We start from the raw sequence: 26,999 nt of genomic DNA on the forward strand, positions 1-26,999 counted from the left end.
CGCAAATGTAATCTGTTCTTCAGTGTATCTGCTCTTCTTCACGACATGACCTTCTGCTTGTCAAGGTTGCATCATGCCGGATTTTTTCTACTTTTGAATGGACCAGTTTTTTGGGTAGCCTCAAGTGGAAATACGTGTGTTGGCCCGCCAAGGAATGGCAATCAGGGAGATTTCGCGGGAACTGAGACTGTCGAGGAACACTGTGCGCAAGTATTTACGTGGCTGTACCGAACAGGAACGCACTGCGCGGTCAGGGCGCGTACAGAAGCTCGCTCCATTCAAAGCCTATTTGCACGATCGAGTTCGAGGGACACATCCCGCGTGGCTGCCGGCGACGGCGCTGCTGATCGAGATTCGCGCAATGGGCTACGACGGCGGACTAACGAGGCTTCGCGCCTATCTGCGATCATTGAAGTTAGTCAAAGCGCCTGAGCCGCTGGTGCGTTTCGAGATCGATCCGGGCCAGCAGATGCAAGTAATACAACTGGTGCCATATGTGTCCGTTTAAGTAAATTTATTCGCATTTTTTAATGCCTCTTTCGCTTCTTCTAATTTTTTATCTAACTGATACATCTCGGATGTACTATGAGGCCGGCCTGCAAGCTCACGCAATTTTTCTATGTTTTTCAAAATCATATTTTCAGATTCCATTAATTTTCGATCCAAATCCTTTGGCATCCATTCGTTTTTCATTAACAAGGACTTCAGCATAGAATTGAATCGATCCTTGATGTCAGGATCAGCAAGCATCTCCTTAGTTTCCATAGATTCCATAGATTCTATCATGTGAAAAAAACTCTTGTATAAAACAAAATCATCCTCGAATTTTTTAGCAGAAGAAAATTTATACCCCTTTTTTTCATTAAAATAAATAGTCATTTGATTTTTTTCATCAAACCAAAACAAGCGCTCCTTATCACCCAAACCCAAATCTTCAAGAAAATCAGATAGGCGAATAAAAATCCCCCCCTCCATTTCATTATGAAACTTTTTGTCACAAGAAAACCCTATTGTTCTTAGCGATCCAGGCACTGCATGCTTTAATAGGCTTTTTAATAACGGCGATTTATCACCATTTTTTGCTTTAGCGTCGACTCCGAACTGATTTATCTCTTTAATATCTACATTCAACATATAGCGACCGCTTTCCTTTTTGTTTCGTGTTTCTTCTATTTCGATTTCACCTAAGTGATCCCGCAAAAATTTCTTGTTGACAAGAAAACTACGAATCAGCGGATTTCCGTCGTCCAAATGATAGTGCATAAACCAACTCAGTGCCCGATGAGGTGTGCCTAATCCGATCCATAGCTTAGAACTTTGGGTAACCCATTCTCCGTTCTGATCAAGGTAGATGTCCTTGTATTTATCGTTTTTGGATGGAGCATAAATAGCCATATAGGCGCGTACGTATCCAGGAGGCGTTCGGTCGTCTTCCAAACCCGCATATGAAATGGAGGCATGTTTTTGTTGATCCCCAACAGCAGCATTCTTGTCCCCGGCAGCTTTCAGCAAGTCAATTTCCTGGAATATCTCTTGACGCCGATGCCAAGCTGGCGAAAGTTTCTTAAAAGTGCCTCCATCTTGATTTAGAGAAGCTTCCAATGCCTCGGCCTTATCTCTAGGAAGTAATCTGCTGTTATCACTCATATTTAACATATAGGCCAATCCTACAGACATCTCTCCATGCTGCATTTGCCGCAAATACTTCGCCACAAGCCCCGAATACTGATTCCATTTCTCTTCGTCGAATTTTGATGCATTACTGTCATCTCTGGCGATTTCCTGCAAGTATGGACGAATCGCCTGCGCCGAGATACCAAGTGAACTTGGCGACCTTATTTTTGTTGGCAAAGGAAATTGATGAGATGATTGTGGAGATATGATGACATGTGCTGGTGTGTTATTCTGCGCAAGCCCCGCTAAACTTAGCTTGACCAAGCCAGGATCGTAACGCACAACATCACTTCTATGATTCGCATTGCCGGAATCGGATGTATCCGTTAGAGATTTTCTTCGGAGGCACTGTTTTCCATTGGCTGGAATTTTAATATTGTACGGCATGATTCATCCTTAAAGTTAAATAAAAATAATTTCACAACTATGTCAGGGTATTCGTATTTTTTACGCAAAGTCTGGCAATTTATTCATAGAATTCCTATTCATCAATGGTTTGATTAAAATTATTCCGACGAGATGGAACGGTAATACAAAGTCTTTCTGGACAGCATTTGCGAATAGTTAGCTCCAAATTTTTCACCAAAAGAAAAAACACCCCTATTATAAAACAATTTAAATTTCATTTTCTTACTCCATTATTGCGGCTTCAAGTTTGACTCCCAGGGAAAACAATCCGTCATGCGGCAAATAGATAGCTTTTGACCAGCTCATCAACTATTAATCGGGGCTTTTACTTCAGTCAGCCCGTTGATGTCAACCGGTACTTGCACGTTAATTTCCTTCCACTTGTCCTGATTCTCTTTAGCTTCAATCACCGTTGTCACCGCCTCATACAGCATCGTATCGAGCAGCCCTACCACCTGCACCTTCGGGCATTCCTCTGACTTCTCATACACACATGTCACCGCCAGGCGCGCGAGCTGCGCGCGTGCGTCCGGCATTTGATCCACGCTCAGCTGCTGCAGGACACGCGCCACCAGCACGCGCTTGAACGGCAGCGATTTGTCATATTGCTCCCACGATTGCGCTACTGGCGGCTCAAGTTGCGCACTGAGCACCGGCACCTGTTGATCGGCTTCGTCGATCTGCAGCGCCACCGGAATCGTCACCTGGAAATTCAGGCACAACCGCGGCCGGTCACCCAACGATTGCCAAAAATTGCCCAGACTCGCTAAATGCTCAGACGGGGCAATCACGCGGGAGAACGATGGCGGCATCGCCTGATCCAGATCCGCATTGAGCAGCGCGTTGAGCACCGCGTTCATCACCCTCATCGACTGGCTTCTCGGCCCGATGTCTGTATTCGACGGTTTTTCCCAATACGTCACCAGATAGCAGCAGCGCACATGGACCACCCGTGGATTCAGCATGTGGTTGTGCGCCTGATATGAACGGGCTCGCCCGTGTCGCAGCTCCAAATCCTCCTGAATGTCGTAGAGAAACACGCACAGCCTCGGGTCATTCGGCAGCTGGTCCTTATCCGGCATGTCAAACCGGAGAATCAACTTACGATCCCCGATCTCCGGCAGATACCTGTTCAGTGCCTTCATGATCTGCTCATTAAGCTTTAACAACGATTCGTCGCAGATCGTGCATTGCGCAATCTTAATCTTATTGCTCTCTTTTCCGTTCGCCATGATTTGCCCTCGTATGTCATCGTCGTTATACGTCCCTTATGGCCGCACATGCCATCATCTCGACAAGCACGGCATGATGCGCCCCGTCTTGCTGAGCTCGCGGCGCACCGCGCGCTCGATATCAGCCTGGTTGACCGCCCGATCTTGCTCGGCTGCGAGCCAGCTCGCGAGCAGCGCGACGTTGCGAATGCCCGCGCCGGTCAATTCCGCCGCCGACGCGAGCTGCGCAAAATCGACCTCTTCGTCTACCGCCACCTGCTGCGGCCAGATCGCGTGCCACATCCGCTCGCGCAGCGCTGCGTCCGGCGTCTCAAAGCGCGTGATGAACGTCAGCCGTCGTGTGAACGCGTCGTCCAAGTGCGCGCGGTGATTCGTCGTAAGCACCACCAGTCCCGGGTACTGCTCCAGGCGTTGCAGCAAATACGACACCTCGATGTTCGCGTGCCGGTCCTGCGCGTCCTTCACTTCGCTGCGCTTGCCAAACAGTGCATCGGCCTCGTCGAACAGCAAGACACCGGTGTCGGCCCCGGCCAGATCAAAAATCCGCGACAGGTTCTTTTCCGTCTCGCCGATATATTTGTTGACTACCGTCGACAGATCCACTCGGATCAGTTCCGCGCCCAATTCGCCGGCGAGCACTTCGGCGGCCATCGACTTGCCGGTGCCGGACTCGCCGTAGAACAGCGCACTGATGCCCGTCGCGTGGCCGATTTTGTACGCGAACCCGCGCGCAAGCACCGTGTCGCGCTGCCGGATTGCGGCGACGATCTCTTGCAGCTGCTCAGCCACGCTGGTGCTGACAATCAAGTCATTGAACGTGCGCCGTGGTGCCACGCGCTGCGCGAGCGAACCAAAATGTTGCTGGCCGCGTACACGCAGCGCTTGATGCAGATCGGCTGGCGTGAGCGGCGCCTGTGCATCACGCAGCGCCCGATAGCCTTGCGCCTCCTGCAGCGTAGGCTTGAGCGCGTCAGGATTGACCCGCGCGTGACGCAGCAACGCTGTCAGGTCCCACCCGTCGCCGGCCGGGCTCAAACTGGCTCGCAATAACCGCGCATCGTCCTTGCGGGTGCGCGGCGGCAGCGTTACACGCACCTGCGGCAGGGTGGCAAACACGTCGCCCGCGTCCTGCCCGGACCATAGCGCCACCACCGGCTGCCCATGTCGCTCCAGTCGCGACGCCAGCGCGTTAAGCAATCGCCCGTGCCGTGCCACGCCATCGGCGAGCTGTTGCAGCACCAGCACGCTGCCGTGCAAGCGCGCTTCGCGCAGCACCGCGAGCAGCACAGGCCACGCCTCGTCCGATTCGTCCGGCAATGCCGCCAGGTTGACGATTAGCGTGGGGCGGTCCGCATCGTGCGCCAGCTGCGCGATGAACGCCAGGCAGCCGTCGGCTTGGTGCAATAGTAATAACGGAGCACGGTTCGGCTCAGTCTCAAAACAGCACGCTGCGATCTGCTGCGCGCATTCAGCCCACGGGCCGTCACGCAGTACGTCACCGGAGCGCGAAGCGGTCCACCACTGCGCCACCTGTGTGAGGGCCATGGGCAGCGATGTCGCATCTGCGCCGCTTAAGTAGCGATAAACGGTCTCATCCACGCGCAAGTACGACGCGTCGTCGCGCGTGCTCGCGCGACCGTTACGCTCCGCCAAGTAGACAAGGCCGTGGTGCACCAAAGCGCCAGCGTCTGTGCCGAGCAGGTGGCGGTGTGCAATACGCTGCACGGGTGTCGCACTAAAGAGCGTCAACGCAAATTCCACACTGGGCCAACTCGCGCCTTCATCTCCTTGCAAATAGGCAATCAGCACACGATAACGCGGCTCGAATAGCGGCAGCACACACAACACCAGTACCTGCGTCTCGAACAAGGTGAGCCCGAATCGCTCTATCACCTCTGCCAGTCGCCCGTGTGCATCCGGCGCATGTAGCGTTGTCCACGGCGTGGCATCGTCGCTGTTCCAATACGGCATGCCGCTTGGTTGCGCGCATGTGGCCTCGAGCAGTTCTTTCGGCTGGAGTAACCCGGCGAGGTTGAGCCGGTCGTCCTCGTGTTGCTGCTGCCAGATAAGCAATTGCTGCAGCACTTTGTCGACGTACTCAAGCCACGGCCCAAGCGCCTCGAATGCCGTGCTAACAGTCGCCTCGGCCGGCTGGTGCCACTCAGTGCCCGGCGCGAGCGCATCGGGCGATCGAGAAGTAAAGATTTTCATGCGAGCCACTCCACTTCAATGGGGCTTGATAGCCACGGTAGTGTTATCTGCGTCAGCGGCCATGGCACCTGGGACAACAGCACATCGGTTGCATCCCGTTCCACTGTTAAGGTGAGATGCTTCATGCCTGCCACCAGCATGCCTGTGCGTTGCAGGAAAAACGCGCGTACATCGGCTGCGCTTAAGCGCCGCAGGCCCGGCAGCACCGCCAGCGTCATGTTCAGCCAGCGGTCAGCCCCTTCCTGTTGCGATCCGTCCAGCACGGGCCAGTCGATCGGCTGCACGTCGTCGGGCAGCGGTGGCAAGCCGCATAGCAGGCGTGGCACCGGCAAGCGCCAGTCGGCCGGCGGCGTCTGCCCCGACGCCAACCAGTCCAGCAACGCGACGGCGCGCCGTACAGCATCCGGCGTCCAGCCATTGTCGGCATCGACCAGCTCAAAGGTTTGGAACAGGCGCGGCAACACCGGCCATAGCAGCACCAAACCTGCGTTCGCCACGATCAGCGGCTCGATTTCAACGCGCGGGTTCGGGCGGCGTTGCGTGAGAACGCGCGCCTGCTCGCCCCGCATCGCGCGCTCTGCGGTCAGCGCGTCACGTTCCCATGGCGCGTGGCGTGCCGAACTGGACACACGCGACACCGATGCCGTGGCGGGCGACGTCGGGCGCACGTCTGGCAGGTCGAGGGCCACCGCCAGTCGTTCACGTAATTCAGCCGTCAGGTGCGTAAGCCAACGCGCTGAATTCGGCTTGCTGAACTGGGCCGTCAGCAACTCACGCAGCATATGCCGCATCGGCTCGGTCAGTGGATAAGCCAACAGTGCATCGAGGCACGCCTCGAGCAAGGGATCCGGACTCAGCGCAGCCGCCGTCGCGTCGTGCGACAGGTGCTGTGCGCTGACCGGCTTCCGAGCCACAATCGGGTGACGCTGTGCCCCTTCAATTGCCGTCGTTGAGGCGACTTGAGAGCCAGATAATGACAAGGGGCGCGACAAAGGAATGCGCGTGGGGGCAATCAACCAAGCGATTAGCGCGCGCAACGCGGTGCCATCACACCCAGCGATTAGCCGGTGTCGGGCGGATGGTTGCAAGCAGCGCTCGGCCAACAAGAGCCTGGCCTTAGACGTGTCATCACGCGAGTGCGCCTGGCTTATTTGTATTAGACGCATCATGCACGCATGCGGACTGGGTACGGGGCCGCCACTTGGCCCGTCAAACGCGCGGTCGGGCGCCCCCCACACGCCCGTGTCCAGATAACGCAGCAGCGCCGCCCAATCGGATGAAACGGTGTCGGTCTTCGTGGCTACGCGCAGCGTGTCCGAGCGCGTCGCGCGCCATGGCGCCGCTTTATCCTCGGACAATACGGCCCATCGTGTCCCTGCGCTCGCATGCGCCTTCAGGTCGGCCCGCAACGCACGCGCCAACTCGACGAGCGTCCGCTCAAGTAGCGCCGGCTCAAATCTTGCCAGCACAATGTCACCCACGTCGATGACCAGCCGGCCCACCCGATACGGCTCGTCGAGACGGCCATCGTCGCATTGCTCGATCACGCGCGCGATGTGCGGACGCAGCGCATCGTGAAATAGCAGGCTACAACGGCGTTGTAGACGCTCCGCATCATTCAATGACGCACGTAGACGAAAGTGTAACCGGTCAATTTGGTTACGCATCGTCGACACCCTGCTGGCCAAGCCGTGAGCGAACAACGCACACGGTCCTGCTACGCCCGACCGCCCCCGAGGTTATCGCGCATCGTGTCCAATCGACCCGCATACGAGGCCACACGGTGCGAACGCGCTCGCTTTTATCTATCCGCTGCCGGCCGCTCATGCCACCGTGCGCGCATGGCATGGCTTGCCGTTGTGCTTGACCAACATACAACCTGCCGAAAAGGAGGACGATATGGAGCGATCCGATCGGATCGCTCGTTTGGTGCGCCGCACGTGCAAGTGGGCGGATGAAGGCAGCTAATCTCGATCGACTTCTCGCCTTCGAAAATGGTTGAATCCAGTTCATCAAAATCCTCTTATTCAAGCAAGCATTGCCACGGCAACTCCTGTTCACTCTACAGTTGAGTACATCCTTCTCAACGCTACGAGCCCTGTACAGCCACAGCTCCCAAAAACCACGGAAACATTTGTCATTCAGCTCCTCTCCTATGGATGCTTTCCGTCTGTTTTGACGGCCTATTCAAGGCGCACATCACTCGATGGCTGTGCACGCTGCGCCGCCACTCCCCATTCACGCCGATATTTGACATTTGCTTTCTATTGGCAAACTAAACTCACCTGGATCAAGAATGTGCTCGCGTGCGGCTTCCCTTCCTATAGGTCGAACAGCACCCGGACAAAATCTTCATTGGCAAAGCCGAAGGCTTTGACTGGTTGGGCTTTCTTTTTACCGCCAATGGCTACGCCGCCGTGGCCCCGCACGCCTTAGCCAACCATGCAATAAAACTCCGCCGACCTTATGGGCAGGCGCGACGCGGTAACCTCGCCAAGGGTCTACGACGTATTGCGAAATATCGAAAACGGTGGGCATTGTGGGTGAAGCCTGCTGACCATATCGACAGGATGGCTCACTTGACTGCCTTGCAGGGCGGCAGGCGGTGGCGACTCGCCTCGCCCGAGCCCTTCTTACTGCCGTTACGGCGCTGATTTATGGCTTGTGAATTTGAATCCCCACGCCTGGTCGTCGATACTCAGAATTAACTCGTACACCGCCGTTGAACCAGCATCCACCACAAGATTCAATGGCGATCCAAAATGCAATGCTACTAAGAACTGCATATTATCTCCGATACGGCGGGCTCTAATAGAGTCCACCGTAAGCCCGCTTATGGCTTCGACTTCGGAGCCAGTGATGCGGCGCAAAGTCTTGACCTGCACACTCTTCGAGGAGAACTTAGACTGGCTCACTGGTATGCAGAATTTTAATTTAATGCCTTTGAGGCTGTTTCCTTGACCGTCGGGCGGTGGTAACACGAATAGCTCTGCAAGTCGATTTGGCGCTGCCTTCCGTTCGATCGGGGGATTTACGCTCACGGTATTGAATTTTAGCTCCACGTCATTCAATGGCAATATGAGGTATTCTAAAACCGTAACGGCGAATCGGGATAACTCCAGCCGATAGTTGCCTGCGCCACCGTTTAGCACGGTGTATATCGTGATTGTTGCCGTCCCCGGGCTCTCGCCCTTAAGCTCGAGCTTGCTGCCTCTCATGGTTGCGGTCACGACTGTCGAGTCCGTCGTGTCACACAACAGCGACAACCCTTCATCTGTGGTTTCGATTGAGTCCAGTACTTTGCCTGTATTGACCAACAACGTCTGCAAATCGATGCTACGCACGGAAGGGAACAAGGTATTTTGAAGTCTGTCTGCTATCTCGACCACGCAGCCTGAGATGCCCTTTGGAGTCGGTTCGTCGTTTCGCCCCTTCGCATAATTCCGGATGCTTGCCTCCATTACTGCACCGCCGAGCTTATTCGCCAGCGCTGCCGCGACGGCCCACGCGCCTGCGGTGTAAGCGCGAGCAAGCAGCTTCCCTATCGCGTCCGCCAAGCTCCTCTCGCTGGTTTTGATGTCGCGCCCGCTCGATCCTTGATCGGTAAGGTAGACACGTCTGATCGCGTCGACGATGGGCTGCAACTGAGCAGCAAGCGCCGTTTGGTCCTGATTATTCTTTGGATACTCGCCGACATCGCCATCGGTGGAAACGAACATTAACCTACATGCTTTTATAACCTCCTCGGCCAATGCTTTTTTCACCCTTTCGATGTGGTCCTCATTCAGCGATAAATTACCCTTTTGCTCTGTAAAATATGTTTCATCATAGTTAATACTAAGTTGTTGATTGCCTGCCACTTTAAGAGTGTTGGTATCGAACTTTACGTTAAGCATCCCTCCATTCGTCGATAAACCCTTGTCCGTGTCCACATGCAACTTGAGCGAGTTGTCCCCAATTGTCACTCCGTTACCCGTTTTCACGCATAGGCCCCCTTCTGTGCTCAGCGCGCTTTCAGCCTTGACCGCGATGGTGACCTTGTTCTCGGCAAGCTGAACACCAATCCCGGGTTTGACCGCGAGACCTTCGGGATTGACCAACAATCCGCTGGAGTCGGGTTTCAGTTTGACGCTTAATTTGCGATTGCTTGGGTTCCAATCCAGCCCATTGCCTGGCTCTGCCGCTCCCTCTTCCTCAGATAAACCGATCGCTTTGCGACCAATGTCCGCCAACTCGATCAAATCATGATAATGCGTTTCATTGGGCGTCGCGCCCGTCACAAACTCCCGTTTTAGCTTGTTCGCGCTCATCATCTTGGCCCTCCAGATCAAATGTTGTCCCAGCGGCTACGCTATGCCCACACCTCGCATCGATACCATGATGGTGTTTTAAAGCAAAAATTTTTCAATGTTCAGCGTGAGATGGCCCTCCTTAACGATTAATCCACCTTCGGGATCCACCTTCACCTTTAAGAAACCTTGTTCGATGACCAATGTTTGGTTGTCGCAGTCCAGTCCGAGTTGGCCGTTGGCAAAAGACTTTACGCCCGGTCCAGTCGCCACTGACAACGCCCCCTTGCGATCGACGAGCCCTGAGTTGTCCTCGACGTGAAGTTTTAACTCGTCGACATTTGTTTCCTTGTTCCGTTCGCACATGATGCCCGCGCCACACCGGACAGATAACGAGCCATTTTCCGTTGTGAGCCCATCACCGCATTGCACCGCTAATCCCTTATTGTCGGCCACCAAGCCGCCATTAGTCTGGCACTTCACTTTTAGACGTCCACTGGACTCCGCCTCTAGGCCATCGCCCGCCGATAGGGCGACGCTCGCAAAATCGATCAATTTTGCAAATTCCTCCTCGCCAGGTACTTTCCATGCGCTAAAATCCTCTACCAGCTCATCCTTTTTTGACCGTGTCATTTTCAATACTCCTATTTTCTATTTCTATACATTATTCCCTTAGCTCAACGTGTGCCGTTTATGAGAGCGGTTTTAGCAGATGTGGATAATTATCTTCCGAATCCCCAACGTAGACCACCTGCTGCTCAAAGCGAGCCTGCCGTAATTTATTTTTTTCTTCCGGACTGATCTTCTCTTTCGGAATATCTTCTTCTATTTTTATTTTAGTTCCACGATCCGCGATTTGCACGAACCCAATTCCAGCGCGTTCATCCGTGGGCCGATCTCCCACACCAAGCAAATTCAAGAGCCCATATGACTGATCGCCGACTGGTCGCCCCCCTTTTTGCCACTGTTGATATTTATACGCAAAACGCCTAAATTGCAGATCACCTAGCCAGTGCAATTGGATATTCAGGTGACTAGGGGCCTCTTGCCGAACTATTTGCTCGACCCACTGATTTAATTCACTTGGATTACCGTGTTGATCCACCCAGCTTCGATTTAATACTACGCTCAACGTAAATGCGAACGTGTCTTCTTTGTAGGGGACGGACCAACCGTAAAGGGCGGACGTAGCAACATCTGGCCATGCTTGTTCGCTCGAGGAGATGTTGTCTAAATCTACTGGGTGGACTTCGAAGCGACCATTTTTTTTTGTAGTAACGTATTGATTACCTGCGCCTATCCATTGGACAGTTACGGTTCCTTGTATCGGATCGCTATCCGTCACCTGAACAACAATATCTTTACAGCTTCCAACTTCTCTCAGCTCACCGGCCGTCGCCACACTTTGCCATCTCGCTTTAGGCCGCAACGCAAATCGGTCCCCCGTCTTGAGACATATCGGAAACGACGGCTGCACCGTCAGCGTTGCGGTGCCGTCCTTAGGAACGTTATTATCGATGTAGCGAAGGTCGTACACCACGCGCTTTAGCCAATCCGGACTGATTCGCCATTGCCATGCGTAGTCAGATTCCTTCAATAAGCGAACGCTACGTTGCAAACGCCGGTGCTGTTCCAAATCAATTTCGATCTGCGCAGATTTACCATCGTCACCAGTTTTTACCTTGTGAATTACGATGCCAGTGATCGGCTCGAGTGTTATTCCATTATGCTTGGCTTGTAGCTCGATCAACTGCCCAACACGCAGTTGCCCGTTTACATCCCCCAAAGAAAGGCTTAACAGATGCTTGTCATTCTGGTCACGCTTGTCTGCGTTGTAATTGACCTCCTTCCAATTCATGTTGACAAGCTTTGAATTGGGGGCAACCGGCAACAGCTCTTGATGCTCGATCAAATAAAAGGGCAGCGAGTCAGGAAACGAGGCGCCGGCTTGTTGCAGCGTTTCATCGAACAGCGCCTCGCCGATACCGAGGCGCGCTGCAATCTTGCGCTGCAATGCCGAGATGTTACTGATGCTTATTGCCGCGCGCTCGTACGACAGCCGCGTCACCTGCCGCAAAAAGCCTTGCTGCACGTGGCAAAATTCTTCCGGTTTAGGTCCTAACAACGTGCGTGACGCACGGCACTCCCCAAAATAGCCCAGCAAATAGTCAATGATCGCCAACTCTTTGTCATTGTCTTGCGACTGTTGTTCGCTCTGCTCTTTCAGCGTGGCGCGCTCGAGAAGAGCACACGCAGATTGTTCATGAGTAAGCGCATCTTGGTCGGCATTTGGCCAATCAGCGGCGCCCCAAACCGCGGCCTTGGGATCTCGGTCATCGAAGGCCAACAGACGCGGCAGCTTTTCCAACTGATCGGCGCTGTTCGCGACCTGTTGCTCGAATGGACGGAGAAACCGCAGCAGTTGTTTTGCTTTGAAATTCTGCTCGAAATGCTCGGCCCCTTGCTGCAAGCCATACACCGGTGGCAACCAGGACCCAGCGCTGCGGTAATACGCAGGATGCCGGTATTGGCCGTATGGTACCCGCCTCGTCTCATCGCGTTTAGCTTGTGCCACCTGCGTCAGTCGCGCTTTGAGGTACTTGTTGACTGCCCCGGATTCCACCGTGATAGTTTGCCCACGCTTGCGCACTATGATTGCGCTGCCAAGCGAAGAGTCCCCCAACAGGCCACTTACCGGATCGACCCACAATTGCACTTGCGCATTGTCGGCAATCTCAAGTGCCTCTTTTGATGCTTGCCCGTTTTGTTTGTCCCAACACACCCGCTTGATGCCACGCACGGTCATCATCGCAACTATCAGCGACGAATACGACACTAAACGCTTCGTAAGCTTGCCTTGATCATCCATCCCACGTGACGGCGGCAAGTCGGCAATCCAGCCATGTTTTAGATGCGGCCCGGCATAGACTGCTTCCGCCGCCTCGCCTTGCGCCAGACGTACCGCAGCTGATTGACGTATCGGCCACGGCAGTAATGCATCATTGGCCTCCCAGATCGCTAACGCAACGACCTGAGCCGTTTGGTCAGCCGATAGGTCGTCTTCTAACTCGATGACGACCTGCGGCTCTTGCTTCGTGGGCGTTAAAAGGTAAATATCGGTGATTTCCCATTCACACAGGTTTCGGTTGTCCTTTAAACAGATTTGCAGGCGCTTCTTCGCGTCATCTTTCACACCAGGATTCAGGGTCGCCCATAGCCGGTACTGCCCGGGGACCCGGTAGCTCTGCTTATTCTTTTTTTCTTCCCCTACAAACTGGAACGTATAGCGATCGGTGTCATAGACGTAAGCGTAGCTTTGCTCTGGTGACACAGTCGCAATCTGCACATCCCTGAACAGAAAAGTCGAAGATTCGTTATCGGTGTCGGTCAGATCCAAAAGGAGACGCCGGTAATCATTGAGGGTCACTGGGCCACAAGTCAACGCGGTTTCCGGACCGAACTCCGATGCAAAGATGCTGCTATCGTTGACAGTGCCGTGATTCAGGCACGTTGCGCTTTTTTTGGGCACCGATTCTGGCGTCAATAAATCGGCCAGCGGTAGCGTGTGCCGATAGCTCACATCCGACACTGCGAAAGTGAGCGCCTGCAGCAGCGTCACGCCGGGATCGGCGTCACCGCGCGCGCTCCAGCGTTTTGCCGCATAGACCGTGAGCGCATCCTGCGCGGTCGACCACAACGTATCAAAGTGAATTGGATCCTGCGCAGTATCACCTGCTGTTGAATCGGCCTCAGTGGCCGGCCTCGTGGTATCAGCCATCGTTAACCTCATTGTTTTGTTGCCGTAGCGGCATCGCGCGCCCCCGAAAGTTCACTGCTCGACGAGCCGTTATCAGACAATGTCACAGCGTGCACGTTGAGCGTCACGAACTGTCCAGCCTGCGCCGAGTGCAACGTCACATCCGGCACATCTTCTAGCTTGACCACTGCGCCAAGTCGATACACACCGCACGCTCGCTCGCCGGCAACCACATCGAATTGGCGGGTCGTTGCGTTTGGATTCGACGTCAAACACTTGGGCGCCGCATAACGCTGCGTATCCAATGTCGATGCAGCCTCCTTAAGTTGCTTGCCTTGCACCTGCAATCCCGTGTCGTTTTGCTGGCTCGGCAGTATCAGCCCCGTATCCAGGTCTACCAGCTCCACCTCGGCCTTCGTGTTAATCGGCTTATCGCGCAGTCCTAATACCTGCGTGGGCACCGTCACCCGAAGCGTCGCCCGTTTCTGTTCGTTACCCACCATCGTCACGTCGCGGTAGTACGACTGCTGGTCGTTTTGCTCTGGCCTCACCCAAGCGATCGTCAAGCCCTCATATTCGAGCGGCACCCATGTGAGCACTGCGACTTGCCCGGGCGAGACAACGAAATCCTCGTTTTTGCCTCCATTCAGACGCACCGCTTTCACCTCTGCGACCTCTGGCACTGAACGCAGCACGTCTCGCACCGCGCCGTGCGTGATCGCGCGGCCGATCGCTTGCACACCGCCATCGTCACCCGAGCTCGCCCACGGCACGAACGCGGCCTGCAGCGCTGCTTGTACACGCGCGTGGCCGACCGTATGACTCAACCCCGGCTGATAGTCAGCCTCCCAGCTCACGCTGACCACCACATAGTCCGGATTCACGCATTTCAGCGTTAACCACGGCGACGTGCGCCCCTTTAACCACGCTTGCATTTGACTTAAGTGCGCCGCACTTAGACCCGGGCGCAGCCGGTCCTCGCTGTCGCTCAGTGCCGGTTCCGGCATAATGGCGATTGTCTGCTGCAACGCGCCTTTTTCATCGCGCGTGGGCGGCAGCACCGCCAACTCCCGAATCTGCGGATACTGCTCATACAGTAAGGTCTGCAGATCCTGATTATTCAAGCCCCGGTCGCGGTGCCGCAGCCGGCGCGCAATGCGCGCGTCAAACTGTGCCTGCGTCTCCGCTGCTTGCCCGCCCGCTGACGGCCACGGCTGCTGAACCGACTGCAGCCCAGCCGGCGCATCCAGCGCTTGCGTCACACTGCCCGGCTTTAACGCTTGCGTAAAAAGCCCGGTTGCCCGTGTTGCTTGCGCCGCGTTCGTCACCCATCCGCTCAGCCACGGCAGCGCCGGTACCCATGGCTGCTTCCGATCGCGCGCCGGCAGCGTCTGGACGCTTGCCCTCAGCCACATTCGACCTGCCGGCAAGCTCGTTGATGTGCTGCTCGCATCGCTTGGCCAGTCCAACGACCACTGACCGCTCATGCTCAACCCATCGGTGCCGTCGGCCACCGGTAGTCGCTGCCAGCGCTCGCCCGGCGCTAAGTATTGCCACTGCAGCGCGAGCGCGCCTGGGCTGTGTAGTTGCCAGTGCAGCGTCAGCCATTGGCCCGCCTCGATGCCTTTTATCCCCAGATACAGTTGCGCACCTGCGAACAGTGCGCGCTCGTCAGTCGGCGCATACCCAAACGGCGTAATCACTTGCTGCGTCACTTCAGTATCGACGGCGTCATAGTCAACCTGCAGCCCTGACCATTGCGGCACATACGGCGCACGCCATTGGGCCTTGGGCACCATCACTGGCATCGGTGTACGAATGGTTTCGGTGTGGTTTTCCATCGCCGGCATCGGAACCTTACCCGACTCGCCCGGTACGTCAACGGCCACCAGCTTCGGGACTTTCTGTCCTTCGACATCCTGTAAGCAAGGGACCTGCGTCGTGATCGCGTGCTGCGTCTCGAGCACAATCGTTTGCGCCGGTGTCCGCAGGTGCGCGTCATATTCTGCGTGCAGAAACGATTGTTGCAATTCGATCCGCACCCGCCACGGCCAGGCGGCCGGATCGTCGTTGTCGGGGACAAGCGTGTGTGCCGCCACGAGTGGCAAGTTGGCAGCGTCCAGCGCAATCGTCCAAGGCTTGGGTTCTGGTGCCTCGCCTCCGCCAAATAGCGGCAATGCTTCGCCCCGCAACTGCACCTCACCTTGCTGGCATCGTGCAATCGACGCTTGCACAGTAAAGAACGCGTTGCTGGCCGGCTTGTGCGGATAACCTTCGTCCGCCGCAATCTGATTGACCACCTGGGGCCCATTTGTCACGCGCTGCGCGAGACTGCCGCTTGGGTGTGTCGCCAACTGATCCAACGTTTTACCGTTCTTTAAATCGACATGCAGGTTCGCGTCCAACTTAAGCCAGTTTGACGTACTTTGCGTCGAATCCGGCCCATACCAGTCATTCAATGACATTTGCGGCAACCCAACCCATGTCGGCTTGACTGTGATGTGCGTCAATTTCGATCCCAACCGCCACCATTCTGGGGAAATCAAATTGACTGCTCGCCCCTTGTCAGCCCGCTCGCCAAACGGCAAGCCGCCGTTCGAAAGCGCCGTGCCATCGTCCGTCGCACACTGCACGTTGACCGCGCCCTTCACTGACACGGCTAAGCACGTCACCTCTGGCACCGACTTACCTGACTCGCTCGTCAGCCGCAGCAGTGGCGTTGCCGACTGCAAACCGTCTAGATCCGACGCTGGCGTGGGCGCACCCGCCTGAGGCCCTAAACTAAAGGTCTTTTTCTTCTGTTCGTTTTCTGTGCTCTGCTGGCTCACATCGCACTGAAGCTCGACCCACGTCTGCCCAATACTAAGCTCAGCCTTGATCGCCGAGCGCGGCGCCTCTTTGAAGGTCACCGTCCACGAGCGCTGCCCGCCCGCCACCGCCAACACGGGCGAACCCACTACCCGGCCGCTCATTACTGCTTGGTCTGCCTCCAGCTGTGTAGCTTTTCCCGTCTTCACCGACGCCGCCTCAAACAAGCGCACGCCCGCGCTGGGCCACACGATGCTAGCTTCCTCGTCATATACGACGCGCGCCCGACGCCCCGTGCGCACCAGCGGGTCACGCACCACCCACCGCATATCCGTGAGGCGCGCCGCATTCACCGTCATCGGTTGCTCGAGCGCATACTGCACCGCGTTGCCCGCGCTATCGTGTCCTGCATCGAGCCGCAACCCTGCAGGCAGCACCAATTCCCGCACCCCGTCGGCCAACGTAAAATGCACGGTTACTCGATCCACTTGCGCCGCCCGCGGCTTAAGCGCCAGCATCTGCCGGTAATACAGCGCGCGGTACTGCGCCGGCAGTGCATTAAGCAGCGCCCGCGGCGTCTCCAGCAATCCCATCAACGCGAGCAAAAACGCGCGCTCGGCCGGCAGGCGTTGGTCTGCCTGCTGTGGTGACTCGTACAGTTCGGTCAGGCGCTGCCGTTCAACTGACCACGCCCTATCCGCCATCAGACAGTTTGGGGTATCGCTTTCCCAAGTGGCACACCACGCACCCGCCTTATGCCCCAACAGCACTTGCGCCCACGTGCCAATGACCTTTTTTTGCGCGTCTTTATCTTGTGCGTCTTGGAACGGCAGCCGCTGGCAATACGCACGAAAGGCATCCAATCGCGCACCGATCGATCGATCGTCTAGCACGAACGATGTTGCGTCATTATTTGCGCGCTGCTCTGTCGCCATCATTGCTGTCCTTGAATGCATCGTTCCATTTCTTCGGTGCGTCAACCCGCCTTCACGTTGACCTGCGTGACCACAAACCGCCCTTTACCCGGCGTGGGCACGCCCACCGTCGGATCCGGCGTGTTCGGTGGTGCCGGCATCATCGCGGGTGCCGTCGGAATAAACATCGCTTGACATTGCCCCCCCTTAATCAGCACCGGTGCGCCACTGAACACCTGCTTACCGATTTGATCGGGCGCAGCCATTACCAGCTGAATGAGGCCCACGCCTGGCACCGTAAAGTTGCCCGACACATACGGCACACCCGGCACCACCACTTTTGCCAAATCGCTGATCACGCATCCGGGCTTGCCCTTCACCATGAACCGTCCGGTGCCGGCCAGCACCGCTTGGGCCGACGCCATAAGCGTCCGGTTACCAAAATTGGGTTCAAACATCACCACATCACCGGTGGCCACCATCAGCTCGCCCATTAAAAGCCTCCACCCGTGCCGTCTTGCAGGTCCAACGCACCAGAGACGCGCCGCGTCTGCGCCTGTCCCGCCAACCGGTACGTCACCTCGATCCCTAACCATCCCGGTTGGTGCGCATCCTGTTGCATATCGATTTCCACAACTTCGGCGCGCGGCTCCTCCCGCGCTACGCTCTCCAAAATGCGGCGCCGCAAACCCGCCAGCACGCCTTCGGACAGGCTCCCAAACACCGCCGCCTGCAAGTCGCAGCCGTATGTACTACGCATGATCCGTTCGCCCGGTTGGGTTTGAAACAACACTTTTAAACTCTGCTCCACGTTATGCGCACCGGCCGACATCGTCACCCCACCCGACTCCGCATCATCAGGATCTGGCAACGTAAAAGTTGGCGGAAACGCCCAGCCCTGACCGTACACATCCGATTCGGTATCCTCAATTCTCATCAAAGACTCCTATTTGCCGACGTCGCGCCGGCACTAGCCCAGGTTCACCATCGCGCCCTTCACGTTCGTGATCCCGCTGCCGCCCACGTTCGTCGTTGCCTGGCCTTCTACGCTCACCTGTGCGCCCATCACGCTCGTCTGCGCTTGGCCATTGATTGCCACCTTAGCCCCCGCCACGCTCACCTCAGCGTCACCCTTGACGTCAACCTTGATGCCCTTGATCTGAACACCCTCATTGCCACTGAGCTTTGTCGTCATCGTGCCATCAACCGCCACTTCATTGGCCGACACGCTCGCTTTGTCCGGTGTCATCGTCATCCGGCTGCGCTCACTTGACCACGCCACCCCTTGCTTGCCTTGCCCCGATAACTTCATCTGCGCATCCAACTTCACATGCTTTTCGCTTGACACGATCACGCCCGCCTTGCCCTCTAGTGTCACTTGCTCGGTCGCGTTCACCTTAAGGTTTTTCTTTGTCGTGAACGACACATCCCCCACCTCAACTTCCAGCGTCACCTGTCCCTGCTTGGCGGCAAACGCCAGCCCCTTCTCTTCGCTCATCACGAACTGTTGCTCCGGTGTCGTATCTTGCCCCACCATCCACTGCAGCGCGTGCTGCTCCCGATCGAGACTGAACTCCAGCCGCTTGCCTTCGCGCCGTAGCACAATCGCCTTCTTCTCATTTTTCGCGCTCGGCGCGAACGGCGCCACTTGCTTTGGGTTATGCAGCGACGCCACAATCACCGGGTCCTGTCCCACGAACCCTAGGACCACCTCGTCCTCGACTTCTGGGTAAAACGTCACCCCGCTTTGGGTGCTCGCATACGTATGCCCCATGCGCGCCCACAGCACAGTCGGTCCCAACATCGGCACCATCACCGGCACCCGGTTCCATGTCGCCGGTTTCGCATCCGCTTGGTGCTTGGCCACCTTGCCGATCACCAATTCTGCCGGCGCTGGTAGCGACGGCGCCACCGCCGCCGCCTCGTCCAGACCGATTCCTACGATCGTCTTGCCCACTCGCAGCGTCGAGTCGATCTCGTATTCGAGCTGCGTCACGATCGCGCGCCCGTCCAATGCGGAGCCAAATCCCGCTAACTCCAATGTATCGCCCAACTCGATCGCCTGACAGCCCGCCACCGCCCAGTGCCCGCGCACGGCCTGCGCATGCTGTTGCGTGAGCCAACCATCGGTTGCACTTTGTTGAATCGCCGGTTCCCATTGCCCAGTCAGCGACGCCAACCATCGCGTGTCTTTCAGGGGCTTGATCCGAGTCGGCGCCAATCCCCCTGCGCCTAGACGGGCCGTTTTCGCCGTCTTCTCCACGACCGCCTGCGCACTCAAGTCCCAGCTCTTCGTGTGCACCTGCTGCGGTTGCGTCAGTCCCGAATACGCCCACTGGGCGTCAAGCAGACTCATTCCTGGGTGCTGCGCGGTGGCCCCGATCCGGTGCATCTTGCCGCCCAACGTGGGCGCGTGAACCTTGACGCCCCCATCGGCCTGCGGCCACAACCACGCGCCGTGTTGGCCTGCCACCGCTCGCACGAATGTCCAGTCCGAGCAATTCCATTGCATCCGTTGCACGGGCTCGGCGGCCGGTATCGTCACCTGCGCTTTGACGCCATGCTCGCTCAGTACCTGCCGTAACACGCTCGCATCCGTGCCCTGCTTCAGAATCCGGCTGTCCTGCCGTGCCTTCAACCCCTGCAACCGGTGCTTGAGCCGCACCTTCAGGCGCCGGCCCGTGCTACCAACCTGGACCTGCACCGTCGCCACCACGCCGGCAAACAGCAGCAGCTTGCCCACCTTCATGCTTAAGCTCTGGCCAATTGCACCTTGTTCAAGCAGACGCGTGAGCACCGAGTAGTCATCATGCGGCGCTTGCGGCATCGTTAACAGCACCGTTGCCGTCGGAATTTCGTTGACCGCGCGACGCACTTCAATGCGCTCTACCCATACGTGCTTCGGATCTAGCGGTTGACCATTTAAGCGAATCTCGAATTCGGCCGGCGCTTCACCCGCCCCTTCTCTGTTGGGCGCGTGCGCGCGGCCCGCGGTACCCCGCAGCGCCAAGCCGGCTCCCAATAGCGCCGCGCTCGACTGCGCGGCCTGACTGATCGTGTCCGCCCATGGGCTCACTACGTGGGTCACTGCGGCTTGCGCGTCCGCCGCCACGTCCGCGACCGCTGCGCTCGCTTGATCCACCACACGATCCACGGCCGACACCGCCTGGTCGGCCGCCTCGCTCACGCTCGCTTCGGCCTGGTGTACCGCCTGTTTGATGCGCGCCTTAAATGATCCAAATCCCATCATTGTGCTCCCGCAACGGTTTTATCCCGCCCCGTCCGCGCAGTCCGCTTCCGCCGCTCGTTGCCACCCGACTCACTTAATCGCGAGCCATCGGCCTGGCTTCAATTCACTCAGATTGGATAGCCCGTTGGTCCGTGCCACTGCCAAATAATCGGCCTTGCCCGCCGCGCCGCCTGACTGCTCGAGCAGATTGGGCAGCGGCGTCTTAGCGTCCGCGTTCACCAGCTGGCGTGACACCGGCTGCCCCGCCCGCAGCTTGGCCATGTCGTCGCTGGTCTCGCCTTTGAGCGTCAAGGTCGCGCTCGCCCGCAGCGGCGCTGCGTTGCGATCGAACAGCGTGTAGCTCACCGATAGCTGCTGCAGCCGTCCAGCAAAAAAACCATGCCCATGCCAGCTCATCTTGCCCCATGTCACACGCAGAAACGGCGCTTCGCCTTTCGGCCCGACGGTAAAGCACAGTGCGCGCAACTGGCTCAACTGCGCATCCACTGGCTTGCCGCCACTGGGGCCGCGCGCATCCAAAATCAGCTCCAAGCTCAATGTCGGCGGCTCGACCTGCCGATACCAACTCACGTCATGATGCTGATTGATCCCGCTCGACGTCTGGTACGACGCCGCATAGTCCAAGCTAATCGTCTGCGGGTTGTACATCGCCGTGAGCGTGCCGATTTTCTTTTGCCCATTGGCCCCCTGATATGCCTCTAGCGTCAACTTCGTCAGGCCTCGCTCGAGCAGCCCCATCACAGTTGCTCCCGTTGTTCGTTCAGCAGCTCCAGCGCCCGACGCGCCACTTGCTCCACCCACTCCTGCTCGCTAAGCATCGGCAGCGTCGTCGTCGGGTGGCATGGCGCGGGCGATTCACTGACCACCCGTGCTTCAATCACCAACTCCCGAATCTCAATGGTCATCCCCGTACTCCCGCCCAATGCATTTGCCGGTACGCCAACTCCAGCGTATCAATCAGCACTTCATTTTTTGACGCATCCAATTCTCCAGTCGTCCACGACACCGGCAGAGCATCGGTGAGCGTCCAGCTGCACACCGGCCGGTAATCGCCGTTGAGCAACAAAATCACCACGCTCACGTACGTGCTCGCCGCGTTACTCAATACATGATTGAACAGCATTGTCATCGGCGTGACCGACATCACGCCGCGCTGCAGCACCAATGTGCCGTGCTGTACCTGATCGGGCAGCTGCACCGTGCCCAGGTTGTCCCCACCTTCGCGCAAACCCGTCACCGCCAGCGTACGTCCCAATCCCGAAATCTGCGCAAAATGCATATCCAACGGACTGGGCACCCGTTTGATAAAAAACGTCGCCTTGAACCGGTGCGCCAGGCTGGGCGCAGTCATGCGTGCCGCGATCGTCTTCATGCCAAGGGCCCTCCCACTGTCTCGGTCCCCGCCGCCGTCGTGTCGCCCAACTTCAGCACCAACTTGATTTCAATGCGCTCGGCCGCATGCAGCACCGCCACGGCCACTCTTATCATCAAGCGGCCTGCGTTGATGTCCGCCTGCGTCAGGGTCTCATTCAGGCCTACTTGTACCGAATACGCTGATGTCTCATTTGCACCCGCCAAGCCTCCATCCAGCCATACCTGCCGTAGCCAAGCGCTGCATAGCCCGCGCAATTGAAACCAGGTCACCTCGTGGTTCGGCTCGAACACCGCAAACCGACACCTCTCACGCAAGTTGGCTTCAATCCACGTCACCAGTCGTCTGACCTGTACATACCGAAAGGGCGAATTGACTTCACCAGCCAGCGTGCGGCAGCCCCACACGCGTGTGCCCCGCCCCGAAAAACTACGAATTAGGTTGATCGACGCGCGGGACACGTCGAACCATCCGCTCGCTTGCGTCTCTAGATACTGTGGTTGAAGCACATGTGACAGCGCCTCATTGGCCGGCGCCTTCCACACCCCGACCTCGCGGTCCACGCGTGCGATCACGCCCAATACTGCCCCACACGGGGGCACGATCCGGTATCCGTCATACGGTCTGGACGCCGGCTCTTCCAGCTCTGCCTTATTGTCCGGTCGGTAATCGGTCACCAAATGTGGGCCATACAGCGCTGCGTGCTGGCCCAGTTCACCCAGTGGCTGTTTTTTCCGCAGTGCGTCAATGCAGTGCTTTGCGACCTTTGGTTGACTGGGTGCATCCAGTACAAAAAATAGATCTGACCGGCTCGCATGCACTGCCCTGAGCAGCGAGCGCCACGCCTCAATCAGCGCGTCGGCCACTTGATCATTGATGGTTTGATCGTCGTGAAGAAAGGAGGTTAACGCTTCAATGCATGGAACTAGTTGCGGCACCGCGACCAGCGTAATCGACGGCTCACTCAATATCGGCGTCAAGTCACTTTGAAGCCGATCATTCCACCAGGCTTGCAACGTTTGAAAGGAAGCCATGTCGGTCAACTTCGGAACCGCCCAACTCAGCACAAAGGCGCGCTCCCCACCATTATCGAAGTATTGCTTGAGCGTGTCTTGCAGTACGCCGACCGGCACTTTCGATACCGTCGAAGCATCGCATGGTTTCAACACAGCTTGCCCATCTTCTTGCCACCAGCCGATAAACACCGGCACCGCACTGTACTGGACCTCCTCGTCGGCCCCCGCCGATTCGATCGTCGACGTCAACTTCACGCCCGGCTCCGGCCACGCTGTTTCGGTTGTTTCCTTCACATTCATAGTGCCCATTTTTGCTATGCGATCCTGTTATCATCGGGCGCCGCTGGCCGCTCGCTTTCACGACAAATCAACGCCACACTATCTTTTCCAGTCCTGATCTACGCAATCAGCTATTCCATTCAACATCCATCACGCCCCTGAGTGCGGCAGTGCGTGGCTTTCGTTGACCGATCCAGCACGGCGTACGCTCCGTTCAGGATCCGACTTCAGCCAAGGCTCGTGCGCCCCTTTAAAGCTGCTTGCCTATAAGCAATTAGCTCGGCACCATGTCTTGCGTGAGCTGCAGCACGATAAACTCCGCCGGCCGCACCGCCGCCAGCCCCGCCTTGATAATCATGCGACCATTGTCAATATCGTCCTGTGTCATCGTCACTCCCAGTCCGATTTGCACAAAATACGCTTGCGCGGGCGTCTCGCCCTGCAGTGCGCCCTTGCGCCACAGCGCAAATAAGTAATGATCCAACGCGCTGCGCACCGCCTCCCAGGTCGGCGCGTTGTTGGGCTCAAACACCATCGTGCGCAACGTCGCGTGCGCATCGCGTTCAACCGTATTAAATAGGCGTCGCACCGAGATGTAGCGCCACGCCGTCTTGCTCGGCTCCGCCATCGTGCACGCGCCCCACACCATCACCCCTTGACCACGGAACGTGCGAATTGCATTGACCTTTTTATCGACCAATTTCTCATTTATCGCGTCGTCGAGGCGAATGGGCTGAGAAACACCGCCCTTCGGGATGGAGATCAACTCTGTCACGCCCACCAACGCCACGTTCGCCGGCGCCTTCCACACACCGCGTTCGCGATCCACCCGCGCAATAACCCCTGCCATCGCTGCACTTGCGCGCACGATCACAGGCCCAGCTATCTGCTGTTGCGCGGCGGCATGGCACGTGTTGTAAGTGGTTTGCCAATATTTGGCTTTTTCATTAGACTTTTCCGCCGCCTCTTTAAATTTCTTCCCTTCTTTCTGAAAAAAATCAATCTTGTTCTGCAAAGTCGTTAGGGTTAGTTTGTTTAAATCATTGTCTGACAAACCCGCTTCGGTCATCGTGTTTTTCTGAACGTCCGTAAAATCGTCTATCTTTTTTTCAGCAGCTAAATTTTTAGCAGAAAGCTCTTTTTTAATTTTTTTTAAAGTCTCGGCGTTTGTCTTGGCCGCTTGCCCCGCCTTCTCCTCTCGTTTAGCTTCGCTCTCCCACAATGCAATCGCGCGCTTGAGCATCGCTAGGGTCAGGTTTTCCAGTTTATAGTCCGGCATGCTCACCTTGGTCAGATCTTCCTGTTCTTCCGTGATCCCGGTCACCGTCACGCCAACATCCGACACCTCACGAACATAGCCGGTAGCCAGCGCCGGGAAATACGTGGCCACCTGCGTCGGCTGCGTTACCTGCGGCACTATGAAATCTTTATTCTGGACATCCGTTGCCTGCGCATCCACCAGCAAGAACGTACCGCGATTGCCACCCGACGTCGCGCTGGCACCTAACAGCGTACCCAATTTCTGGTACACCTCGACGTCTTTTTCCGTGCGCTCGCACCACACGAGCAACGTGATGTCCGGACATTGCTCTATCGCTTCGGCCATAGTGTTCAGCTGCGTTTCATCTTGCCCTGATAGATGCAGCACGTAACACGGCCCGCCCCCATTTTCGAAATACAGCCGCACACTGTACGAGCCTAGATGAGGCATTTTATTCTTCACTTCGTTATTCGAAACATCTATTGTGAGCGTATCTGACGCACCAAATCGCTTTGTGAATGCCAGCCAGCTCTGTACAGGAACGCATCCTTTCAAGGGCGTTCCATCGATCGAATTAAAGTGGCCAATGAATACGGGCACCGCCGTCTCGCCCGACTGAATACTCAGCGCCCGCGCGTTTCTTTCTTCCACATAGACGCCTGGTACCGCATACGTTACACTCATAAGTTATCCTTACCTCAATAAGGGCATGTAGCATCGCTTGACGGCACTCGACCTGATTCGCTTACCGAGCGTTAGGCCGACACCACGTCCTGCGTCAACTGCAGCACGATAAACTCCGCCGGCCGCACCGCCGCGAGTCCCACCTTGATAATCATCCGACCGTTGTCAATATCGTCTTGCACCATCGTCACCCCCAGCCCAATCTGCACAAAATACGCCTGTGCGGGAGTGCTGCCTTGCAGTGCGCCTTGCTTCCATAGCCCGTGCAGATAGTTGTCCACCGCCCCGCGCACCCGCTCCCACGTCGGCGCGCTGTTCGGCTCAAATAGCGCCGGGCTCATCGCCGTTTTAACATCCTTCTCCACCGCGTTGAACAATCGCCGCACTGGCACGTACCGCCACGTCGTCTGATTCGACTGCAGCGTGCGTGCCCCCCAAATCAGGGGGCCGGTGCCGTGGAACGCACGGATCACATTGATCGATTTGCCGCCCGAGTCCGGTACGTTGGCTTTCGCGTTCACCGCATCCGAGACTTTAAATACCGGCTGTGCGCCGATAATCTCGACGTTCGCCGGCGCCTTCCATACCCCGCGCTCGCGATCCACACGCGCATAGACACCCGCGACCGCTCCGCTCGGCGGAAAACGAGTGGCATTTTCGACGCCGTCCACCGTCAACCACGGGTAGTACACCGCAGCATAAGGCGTGTCCGGATAATGCTCTGCCTGTTTGGCTACATCATCGGGGTCACTGGTACCCTTCGTGTTCAGTTCACTGTTCGGGCCATCAAAAATTGCGAAACACATCTTGCCCACGCCGCATAACGCCGCCACCGCTTCCTTGAAATTGCCCTGATTCGCGCCCGCCTGCACCAGCAGCGTCACGTCGTCCAGCGCCGGCACCAACGCAGTGAGATTACCGACCGGCGCGAGATAGCAATGCCCACCGCCGTTCAAAAAGTACAGTTTTAGCGACTGGTAAAGCGCATTAATCGCAAGAGCATTATCGAACTCCTTACCCGCCGTTTCACCGGCTGCTTTTTCCTCAGTTTCGCTTTTTCTTTCCAACTTGGTAATCGCATCTTTTACCTTCTCTTGCCGCTTTAGGTTCAGCGCCGCAGTGACCGCGAGCCACGAATCGAACTGCGTCACTTTCGCGCCATCGATCGCCCCCTCCCATGCCGCTAACTGGCCCGCGTCAAACGCAAACACCGGCACCGCCGTCTGCCCGGTCTGAATCGACAGCGCCAGCCCGAACGGCTCCTCCACATATACCCCAGGTACCTTGTAATCGGCCATCATTCCCTCTTTGCATTCGTTGCTCATTCATCGGCTCAACCGCTTGACGTCGTGCGGAGGGCTCAATGGAAATTTACCGTCACACGGTCCGCCGCCAGACTCAACTCTTCGAACGCCACCTCATTGCTCGTCGCCTCCAGGCTCGGCGCGGTAAGTTTGGTCGGAAACGCATTACTCACGTTCCATGTGACTAACAGCTCCTTGCCCGACTCATCGGTCAAGCTAATCGAAATGTCTTTTTTATCCACTCGATTCAGTGAAATGGAACTCATCCAGTCATACAACTGGCTGTGCTTGGGCATTACCCCGCGCTTGAGCGTAAGCGTGACCGATTGCGCTTGTCCCGGCATCTGGTACAGGCCACCGAGCCCATCCTTATACTCGATTTTCTCCACCGACTGCTCGAGCCCCGACACGCTACTAAAAGCCATCTGCTCATTGCCCACCGTGACCGTAAAGCGATAGGTCGGGATCGGATAAGTTGCCGCCATTGTCTTCGAATCCAGTGCCATATTTTGCTCTCCTACTTAAAATAGTTTTATCGGT

18 protein-coding genes and 1 pseudogene are annotated in these 26,999 nt (G+C 56.8%); 1 reads left to right on the top strand and 18 read right to left on the bottom strand.

Features of this window, described 5'->3' with window-relative positions:
* Positions 1 to 154: 154 nt before the first annotated feature.
* A pseudogene (locus KPG66_RS10890) lies at positions 155 to 490 on the top strand (IS21 family transposase); the annotation flags it as partial.
* A 14-nt stretch (positions 491 to 504) separates the two neighbouring features.
* Here KPG66_RS10890 and KPG66_RS10895 read toward each other — a convergent pair.
* From KPG66_RS10895 to KPG66_RS10980, 18 genes are all read right to left on the bottom strand, one after another.
* Positions 505 to 2,061 (bottom strand): hypothetical protein, encoded by a 1,557-nt coding sequence (locus KPG66_RS10895; protein WP_237070887.1) that lies wholly within the window; start codon positions 2,059 to 2,061, stop codon positions 505 to 507.
* 326 nt (positions 2,062 to 2,387) lie between these two features.
* Positions 2,388 to 3,314 (bottom strand): DUF4255 domain-containing protein, encoded by a 927-nt coding sequence (locus tag KPG66_RS10900; protein WP_237070888.1) that lies wholly within the window; start codon positions 3,312 to 3,314, stop codon positions 2,388 to 2,390.
* A gap of 54 nt (positions 3,315 to 3,368) precedes the next feature.
* The gene (locus KPG66_RS10905; RefSeq protein ID WP_237070889.1) at positions 3,369 to 5,525 is read right to left on the bottom strand and encodes an ATP-binding protein; all 2,157 of its coding nucleotides are present in this window, start codon (positions 5,523 to 5,525) and stop codon (positions 3,369 to 3,371) included.
* Complete coding sequence (locus KPG66_RS10910; protein WP_237070890.1) at positions 5,522 to 7,192, bottom strand: contractile injection system tape measure protein; 1,671 nt, start codon at positions 7,190 to 7,192, stop codon at positions 5,522 to 5,524. The genes KPG66_RS10905 and KPG66_RS10910 overlap by 4 nt, the downstream gene beginning before the upstream one ends.
* A 975-nt stretch (positions 7,193 to 8,167) precedes the next feature.
* Positions 8,168 to 9,838 carry a hypothetical protein gene (locus tag KPG66_RS10915; RefSeq protein ID WP_237070891.1) on the bottom strand — a complete coding sequence of 557 codons (1,671 nt, stop codon included), beginning with the start codon at positions 9,836 to 9,838 and terminating at the stop codon, positions 8,168 to 8,170.
* Between the two features lie 75 nt (positions 9,839 to 9,913).
* The gene (locus tag KPG66_RS10920) at positions 9,914 to 10,447 is read right to left on the bottom strand and encodes a hypothetical protein (RefSeq protein ID WP_237070892.1); all 534 of its coding nucleotides are present in this window, start codon (positions 10,445 to 10,447) and stop codon (positions 9,914 to 9,916) included.
* Positions 10,448 to 10,505: 58 nt separating this feature from the next.
* Complete coding sequence (locus KPG66_RS10925) at positions 10,506 to 13,592, bottom strand: hypothetical protein (RefSeq protein WP_237070893.1); 3,087 nt, start codon at positions 13,590 to 13,592, stop codon at positions 10,506 to 10,508.
* An 8-nt stretch (positions 13,593 to 13,600) separates the two neighbouring features.
* Positions 13,601 to 17,314, bottom strand: coding sequence for a hypothetical protein (locus KPG66_RS10930; RefSeq protein ID WP_237070894.1), 3,714 nt, complete (start codon positions 17,312 to 17,314; stop codon positions 13,601 to 13,603).
* A gap of 41 nt (positions 17,315 to 17,355) precedes the next feature.
* Positions 17,356 to 17,787, bottom strand: coding sequence for a hypothetical protein (locus tag KPG66_RS10935; RefSeq protein ID WP_237070895.1), 432 nt, complete (start codon positions 17,785 to 17,787; stop codon positions 17,356 to 17,358).
* Positions 17,787 to 18,230: a GPW/gp25 family protein gene (locus tag KPG66_RS10940; protein WP_237070896.1), complete on the bottom strand. Its 444-nt coding sequence runs from the start codon at positions 18,228 to 18,230 to the stop codon at positions 17,787 to 17,789. The genes KPG66_RS10935 and KPG66_RS10940 overlap by 1 nt, the downstream gene beginning before the upstream one ends.
* 33 nt (positions 18,231 to 18,263) lie before the next feature.
* The gene (locus tag KPG66_RS10945; protein ID WP_237070897.1) at positions 18,264 to 20,540 is read right to left on the bottom strand and encodes a contractile injection system protein, VgrG/Pvc8 family; all 2,277 of its coding nucleotides are present in this window, start codon (positions 20,538 to 20,540) and stop codon (positions 18,264 to 18,266) included.
* 72 nt (positions 20,541 to 20,612) lie between these two features.
* Positions 20,613 to 21,281 (bottom strand): CIS tube protein, encoded by a 669-nt coding sequence (locus KPG66_RS10950; protein ID WP_237071016.1) that lies wholly within the window; start codon positions 21,279 to 21,281, stop codon positions 20,613 to 20,615.
* Positions 21,281 to 21,448 carry a DUF5908 family protein gene (locus KPG66_RS10955; protein ID WP_157864435.1) on the bottom strand — a complete coding sequence of 56 codons (168 nt, stop codon included), beginning with the start codon at positions 21,446 to 21,448 and terminating at the stop codon, positions 21,281 to 21,283. Before KPG66_RS10955 ends, KPG66_RS10950 begins: the two co-directional genes overlap by 1 nt.
* A complete protein-coding gene (locus KPG66_RS10960) occupies positions 21,445 to 21,915 on the bottom strand; it encodes a phage tail protein (protein WP_013436253.1) in 471 nt (156 codons plus the stop codon). The genes KPG66_RS10955 and KPG66_RS10960 overlap by 4 nt, the downstream gene beginning before the upstream one ends.
* Complete coding sequence (locus KPG66_RS10965) at positions 21,912 to 23,231, bottom strand: phage tail sheath family protein (RefSeq protein WP_237070898.1); 1,320 nt, start codon at positions 23,229 to 23,231, stop codon at positions 21,912 to 21,914. Before KPG66_RS10965 ends, KPG66_RS10960 begins: the two co-directional genes overlap by 4 nt.
* A 253-nt stretch (positions 23,232 to 23,484) precedes the next feature.
* Positions 23,485 to 25,155 carry a phage tail sheath family protein gene (locus KPG66_RS10970; RefSeq protein ID WP_013436256.1) on the bottom strand — a complete coding sequence of 557 codons (1,671 nt, stop codon included), beginning with the start codon at positions 25,153 to 25,155 and terminating at the stop codon, positions 23,485 to 23,487.
* 71 nt (positions 25,156 to 25,226) lie between these two features.
* On the bottom strand, positions 25,227 to 26,480 hold the full coding sequence (locus KPG66_RS10975; protein WP_013436257.1) for a phage tail sheath family protein: 1,254 nt from the start codon (positions 26,478 to 26,480) through the stop codon (positions 25,227 to 25,229).
* Positions 26,481 to 26,515: 35 nt separating this feature from the next.
* Positions 26,516 to 26,965, bottom strand: coding sequence for a phage tail protein (locus tag KPG66_RS10980; RefSeq protein WP_013436258.1), 450 nt, complete (start codon positions 26,963 to 26,965; stop codon positions 26,516 to 26,518).
* Positions 26,966 to 26,999 lie beyond the last annotated feature (34 nt).

Origin of the sequence: Mycetohabitans sp. B2, assembly GCF_021733735.1 — a bacterium.
GTDB classification, from domain to species: Bacteria; Pseudomonadota; Gammaproteobacteria; order Burkholderiales; family Burkholderiaceae; genus Mycetohabitans; species Mycetohabitans rhizoxinica.